This is a genomic window from Brevibacterium sp. 2SA (assembly GCF_005502845.1).
In the GTDB taxonomy this organism is placed as follows: domain Bacteria; phylum Actinomycetota; class Actinomycetes; order Actinomycetales; family Brevibacteriaceae; genus Brevibacterium.
In genome coordinates this window covers 42,891-49,147 of the sequence record NZ_SCMW01000024.1, presented here as the reverse complement: position 1 = coordinate 49,147, position 6,257 = coordinate 42,891, and the positions used below count along the sequence as shown (strand labels likewise).

Here is a 6,257-nt window from a genome sequence, read left to right as displayed (position 1 = left end):
CCCCGTCCGCCCCGCTGACCGCCTTGCACCGCACGACTGCTGCCCGCCGCCTCGGTGCCGCCGTCCTCACCGTTCTCCTCGCGCTCACCGCCTCCGGCTGCGGAGTCGGGATGGGCAGCGCCAAGACCATCGGCAAGGACGACACGATCACCGTCGGCGTCATTCCCGTCGGCGACTACGCGTCGATCTACATCGCCGCCGACGAAGGCTACTTCGCCGAGGAGGGGCTCAACGTCGAGACCAAGGTGATGCAGTCGGCCTCCGCCATCGCTCCCTCGGTCATCAACGGTCAGCTCCAGTTCGGCACCTCCGCCACCCCACCGCTCGCCATCGCCTACGAGAAGGGTCTGCCGCTGGAGATCGTCGCCAACGCCGCGTCGAACGCCCCGACGGCCGAAGCCGATCCGACGGCGATCGTCGTCGGATCCGGCAGTCCCATCCAGCGCCCCCGCGACCTCGAGGGGAAGACGGTGGCGATCAACGCGCTCGGCGCGATCACACAGATCGGCTCCGCCGCCGCGGTGCGCGCCGACGGCGGGGACCCGACGAAGGTCGACTACGTCGTCATGTCGCTTCCCGACGGCATCGCCGCCGTCGAGAGCGGCCGGGTCGATGCCGCCTCGACGGCCGAGCCCTTCCAGGGACAGGTCGTGGCCGCCGGCGGCCGGATCATCTCCCATCCGCTCTTCGAGACCTTCCCGCCCAAGGCCACGTTCGCCGTCGCCTTCACCGCGAAGCCCTTCGCCGAGGCCAACCCCGAGGTCGTCGACGCCTTCGTCCGCGCCGTGAACAGAGCCAACGAGAAGGCAGCCACGGACCCGGAAACGGTGCGGAAGGTCCTCACGAAGTACGGCAAACTCGCCCCCTCGGTCGCCGAGACGATGCTTTTGCCGAGCTATTCGACCCAGGTCGACGCCGACGCCGTGCAGACGACCGCAGACCTCATGACCGACCTCGGGTTCCTCCCCGGCCCGGTCGACACGAAGGGGCTGATGCGCCCATGAGCACGACCACCCTCCGACCGCGGACCACCCCGACCGGCAGACGGGCGACCGATCGCCTGACCCGCAGGATCAATCTCGCCGCCGAGACCCCGGCCGGCAGATTTCTCTTCGGCTTCGGCGCGGTCCTCGCAGTGTTCGTCGTCTGGCAGATCCTCTCCGTCAGCGGCATCCTCCCCTCGGCCGCCATCCCCTCGGCGCTCCAGACGCTGGCGGCCTTCGCCGCCCTGCTCGCATCCCCTGCGTTCTGGTCAGCCCTGTGGGCCACCGTCTCCGTGGTCCTCCTCGGCCTCGTCCTCATCGTCGTCATCGCCACCCCACTGGCGATCCTCCTCGGTCTGGTGCGGTTCGCCGAGGAATCGGCATGGTTCGTCATCGAATTCCTCAAACCGATCCCGCCGGTCGCCCTCATCCCGCTCGGCCTGCTGCTCTGGGGGCCGAGCCCGGGGATGAAGCTCTTCCTCATCATCCTCGGCGCCATCTGGCCCCTGCTCACCCAGCTCATCTACGGGGTCCGCGAGGTGGGCGGCACCAGCGCGGACATGGCCCGCAGCTACCGGCTGGGGTGGTGGCTCACGACGAGCCGCCTCGTCGTTCCCTCGATGCTGCCGTTCGCGATGACCGGCCTGCGGATCTCCGCGGCGATCGCGGTGATCGTCGCCGTGGTCACGGAGATGATCGGCGGGGCCGACGGCCTCGGCCAGGAGATCGTCGTCGCTCAGACCGCCGGTGCCCTGCCGCAGATGTACGCGCTCATCGTCGCCACCGGTCTCCTCGGCCTCGCCATCAACGGCATCTTCCGAATCGCCGAGGCGCCGCTGCTGTTCTGGCATCCGTCCTACCGGAAGGAGGCGGCATGAGTGCGCAGAACCATCTCACCCTCTTCCTCACCCGCGCCTGGCTGCCCGTCGGTGCGGTCGTCATCTGGTGGTTCGCCTCGGCGAACAGCATCTCGCTCTACTTCCCGCCGCTGCAGACGATCCTGACAACGCTGTGGTCCGGCCTCCTCGTCGACGGTCTCGTCACCGATGTCCTGCCGAGTGTGGTGAAGTTCCTCATCGGCTTCGCCATCGCCGCTGTCCTCGGCATCGTGCTCGGCATCTGCATCGGCATGTCCTCCGCGCTGCGGGCGGCCACGGAGCCGATCGTCCAGTTCCTCCGCTCCCTGCCCCCGCCGGTCCTCCTGCCCATCGGGCTGCTCCTCTTCGGAATCGGGCCGTCGATGAGCGTGGCGATCATCGTCATCGGCGCGATCTGGCCGACCCTGCTCAACACCGTCGACGGTGTGCGCTCCCTCGACCCGCTCGTCAAGGACATGTCGCGGTCCTACCGGCTGACGATGCCGCAGTACATCCGGTTCGTTCTGCTGCCCAACGCCGGACCGCAGATCTTCGCCGGTCTGCGGACCACTCTGCAGATCTCCATCATCCTCATCGTGGTCTCCGAGATGGTGGCCTCGACGAGCGGCATCGGCTTCTATCTCCTCAATTCCCAGCAGACCTTCGCCGTGGCCGAGACCTGGGCGGGCACCCTCCTGCTCGGCATCCTCGGCTACCTCGCCAACCTCGCCTTCCTCCGCCTCGAACGCTATGTCCTGCGCTGGCAGTACGGCATGCGGGCACTGACCAGCAAAGGATGATCATGACACTTCAGCCCGAACCGACCGCAGCCGCCATCGACGGCGAGGTCCTCCTCGAACTGCGCGGTCTGCGCAAATCGTACGGCGACGTCGAGATCCTCGCCGGCATCGACGTCGCCATCCGCCGCGGCGAGTTCGTCTGCATCGTCGGCCCCTCCGGGTCGGGGAAGACGACCCTCCTGCGGTGCATGGCCGGACTGCTCAACCCCTCGGGAGGGCAGACCGTCTTCGAAGGCACCGAGGTGACCGGACCGCCCGCCGCACTCGCCGTCGTCTTCCAGGACTACTCGCGATCGTTGCTGCCGTGGCTGAGCACCGCGGACAACATCGCACTGCCTCTGCTCAAGACTGTCCCCGCAGCACAGCGGAAGGAACGGGTCACCTCGGTGCTCGATGCTGTGGGGCTCACGGGCAAGGGGAACCTCTATCCGTGGCAGATGTCGGGCGGCATGCAGCAGAGAGCTGCGATCGCGCGGGGCCTCGCCTTCCAGCCCGACGTCCTGCTCATGGACGAGCCGTTCGCCGCCGTCGATGCGCAGACCCGGATCGAGCTCGAGGATCTCGTCCTCCAGGTGCGCACCGACTTCGACACGACGATCGTCTTCGTCACCCATGACATCGACGAGGCGGTCTACCTCGGCGACACCGTCACCGTGCTCTCCGGCGCCCCGACGACCGTGACCCGCACCATCGACATCGACCTGCCGCAGCCGCGGAGCCAGGTCGAGACGAAGATGCTACCCGCCTACGCGGAATACCGCACCGAAGTCTTCGAACTCATCCAAGCCGCGCAGTCGCACGCGAGCATCGGATGAGTCCGAAGCCCACGAATTCCCACCGTCCGCCTCGGCGGGCCCGCACAGAAAGCAGGAACCATGCCCACTCATCGTCCACTCACCGCTGACGAAGCCTCCGCCTACCGCACCAAAGTCACTCTTCTCGGGACCGCCGGCGGCCCGCCGTGGTGGGATGATTCGGATCGGAACGGGATCTCCACGGCGATCACGGTCGGTGACGCGGTCTACCTCATCGACTGCGGTGAGGGATGGGGGCCGCAGTTCCGGAAGGCGGGACTGGGGCCGACGGGGTTCCAGAAGGGCATCGACAATCTCCGCAGCGTCTTCATCACCCACCACCACTCCGACCACATGGTCGACTACCCGAACCTCCTCATCCTCGCATGGCACAACGGCTCCGACGGGCTCAAGCAGCCGGTGCAGATCTACGGTCCGGGCGACCGCGGGGTGCTGCCGCCGATCTTCGACGAGGACAACAGGGACCCCATCCCCGAGGTGTTCAATCCGGAGTCGCCGACGCCGGGTCTCGTCGAGTCCTCGCAGCGGCTGCTGCAGGGGTACGCTCTCGACATCAACGACCGGATGCGCGACAACGCGAAACAGGACCTGCGGGAGATCTTCGAGTTCCACGACATCGAGCTGCCGGGCACGACCGGCTCCGACCCCAACGGCGACCCGACGCCGGCGATGGAGCCGTTCGAGGTCTACACGGACGAGAACGTGCGGGTCACTGCGATCCTCGTCGACCACCGGCCGATCTTCCCGGCCTTCGCCTTCCGGTTCGACACCCCGGATGGGTCGATCGTCATCTCCGGGGACACGGGAGTCTGCGACAACCTCGTGACGATCGCCAAGGGTGCCGACATCCTCATCCACGAGGTCATCGACATGGAGTGGATCGACGGCCTCATCGGGTCGGCCTCGCCGAACCCCGATCACAACCTCATGCAGCACATGCTCGCCGCGCACACGTCGATCGAGCAGGTCGGGCCGCAGGCCGAGGCGGCCGGGGTGGATACCGTGGTGCTCACCCACATCGTCCCCGCCGACGGTCCGGTCGAGAAGTTCCAGCAGGCGCAGGAGGGCTTCTCCGGCAACCTCGTCGTCGGTGAGGACCTCATGAACTTCGGTCTCGGGGAACCGCGCACCGACTGAGACCGCGTGACACCGCGGGCCCCGAGACCACCGCTGGTCTCGGGGCCCGCTGGCTTTCGCCTGGTCGGCTGCGGCCGCCTCGGCGCGCTGCGTCGGCTGGTCGGTTGCGACCGCGTCTAATCCGCAGTGACCGCCTCGGCGGCCTGTGTCGGCCGGCGGTTGGCTTCGACATCGACCCCGCGCATTCCCAGCAGGACGACGGCGGCGAGAAGGATCACGGCGCCCACGAAGACGTAGATCGCCTGAGGGCTCCACCCGCCGTCGAGCAGTGCCCCAGTCGCAATCGGTGCGATGATCGCGCCGATCCGACCGACTCCGATGCCCCAACCCGAGCCTGTCGAGCGCAGGCTTGAGGAGTACGACTGCGGAGTGAGGACGTAGAGGCCGGCGATGCAGCCGTTGATGAACATGCCGACAAGAACGCCGACGACGATGACGAGGGCAATCCACTGCGCGGTGAAGATGAAGATCGCCATTAGGATGGCGGCGATCACCGAGAATGTCGTGAGCACTTCGCGAGTCGACCACCGGGACGTGAAGAGTCCGAAGATGACCGACCCGATCGCGCCACCCAGGGTGAGGGCCACGGTGACGACGAGTGACAAGGTGGGGCTCAGGCCGGTTTCATTCATCAGTCGCGGCGTCCACGAGTTCACGAAGTAGAAGCCGAACATGATGATGAAGAACGCTGCCCACACGACGATCGTGACCCGGCGGTTGCGGGCGTTGAACAGCGCGGGAATGCCGCTGTCGGTATGGACCGATTCGGGAATCGGTGTGAGCTCGACCGGGCCCGTCTGTCCGAGACGGCGGGCGATCGTGTCCAACCGTCGCTGCGCGCTCGCCGGCTGTCGATTGTAGAGGAAGGACGGTGACTCGGGGACGAGCACGATGACGAGGATGAGGGCGATGATCGTCAGCGCGCCGCCGAAGACGAACACCGAACGCCAGCCGAAGCTGCTGATGAGCGAGACCATGATGGTTCCGCCCACTGCCGCGCCGACTCCGTAGCCGGCGGTGTAGATGCTGATGACGAGTCCGCGTCGTTTCCTCGACGCATACTCGGCGCAGATGACGTTGGTGCCGACGAGGATTCCTCCGATGCCGAGTCCGGTGACGACCCGCCAGATGCCGAGCTCCGTCGCCGAGGTGGCCGTGGCCGAGAGGAACAGACCGGCGCCGTTGACGATGAGGGCGATGATCGTCATCCGCCGGCGGCCGATGCGGTCGGCCACCGGGCCGAGAACAAGCGCTCCGACGGCCATGCCGAGCAGGGCCGCGCTCATAACCAGTCCCAGGGCGGTGCCCGAGAGTGAGAACTCCTCGGTCACCTGATTCGATGAGAAGGAGATCGCCAGGACGTCATAGCCGTCGAGGGCATTGAGGAAGGTGCAGATGCCGACGATGAGCCATTGGTAGGGCGACATCCGAGAGGTGTCGATGCGTTCGCGTAGATCCACGTTGGTCTCCGATTCTGCGAGCGGTTCATCTCGCGACGGTGCGAGATGGCTATAAGCATAGGGAAAAATATTGTGATCTGCATGACCGTCTCAGAACTTTGTCAGCAACTCAGAGGTGAAGTGCCCGTCTTCTGGATACCTATGGACATAGGCAAATGGTTGTGCCTATAGTTCGAGGGAACCCACGGCAGTGTTCACGAAAGGA

The 6,257-nt window shown here is 66.5% G+C and carries 6 protein-coding genes; 5 read left to right on the top strand and 1 reads right to left on the bottom strand.

Features of this window, described 5'->3' with window-relative positions:
- From FFS20_RS10245 to FFS20_RS10225, 5 genes are all read left to right on the top strand, one after another.
- On the top strand, positions 1 to 1,004 hold a 1,004-nt coding region (locus FFS20_RS10245), incomplete at its 5' end, for an ABC transporter substrate-binding protein (protein WP_212743324.1).
- The gene (locus tag FFS20_RS10240; RefSeq protein ID WP_140954827.1) at positions 1,001 to 1,861 is read left to right on the top strand and encodes an ABC transporter permease subunit; all 861 of its coding nucleotides are present in this window, start codon (positions 1,001 to 1,003) and stop codon (positions 1,859 to 1,861) included. The genes FFS20_RS10245 and FFS20_RS10240, both read left to right, overlap by 4 nt.
- Positions 1,858 to 2,640: an ABC transporter permease gene (locus FFS20_RS10235; protein WP_137825745.1), complete on the top strand. Its 783-nt coding sequence runs from the start codon at positions 1,858 to 1,860 to the stop codon at positions 2,638 to 2,640. The genes FFS20_RS10240 and FFS20_RS10235 overlap by 4 nt, the downstream gene beginning before the upstream one ends.
- A gap of 2 nt (positions 2,641 to 2,642) precedes the next feature.
- The gene (locus FFS20_RS10230; protein WP_137825744.1) at positions 2,643 to 3,455 is read left to right on the top strand and encodes an ABC transporter ATP-binding protein; all 813 of its coding nucleotides are present in this window, start codon (positions 2,643 to 2,645) and stop codon (positions 3,453 to 3,455) included.
- Between the two features lie 60 nt (positions 3,456 to 3,515).
- Positions 3,516 to 4,592, top strand: coding sequence for an MBL fold metallo-hydrolase (locus tag FFS20_RS10225; RefSeq protein WP_137825743.1), 1,077 nt, complete (start codon positions 3,516 to 3,518; stop codon positions 4,590 to 4,592).
- 116 nt (positions 4,593 to 4,708) lie between these two features.
- Here FFS20_RS10225 and FFS20_RS10220 read toward each other — a convergent pair whose 3' ends face one another.
- On the bottom strand, positions 4,709 to 6,052 hold the full coding sequence (locus tag FFS20_RS10220) for an MFS transporter (RefSeq protein ID WP_137825742.1): 1,344 nt from the start codon (positions 6,050 to 6,052) through the stop codon (positions 4,709 to 4,711).
- Between the last annotated feature and the right edge of the window lie 205 nt (positions 6,053 to 6,257).

Coding starts and splice junctions, on each gene's coding strand:
- FFS20_RS10240 (WP_140954827.1), top strand. CDS start 1,001: ATGAGCACGACCACCCTCCGACCGCGGACCACCCCGACCGGCAGACGG.
- FFS20_RS10235 (WP_137825745.1), top strand. CDS start 1,858: ATGAGTGCGCAGAACCATCTCACCCTCTTCCTCACCCGCGCCTGGCTG.
- FFS20_RS10230 (WP_137825744.1), top strand. CDS start 2,643: ATGACACTTCAGCCCGAACCGACCGCAGCCGCCATCGACGGCGAGGTC.
- FFS20_RS10225 (WP_137825743.1), top strand. CDS start 3,516: ATGCCCACTCATCGTCCACTCACCGCTGACGAAGCCTCCGCCTACCGC.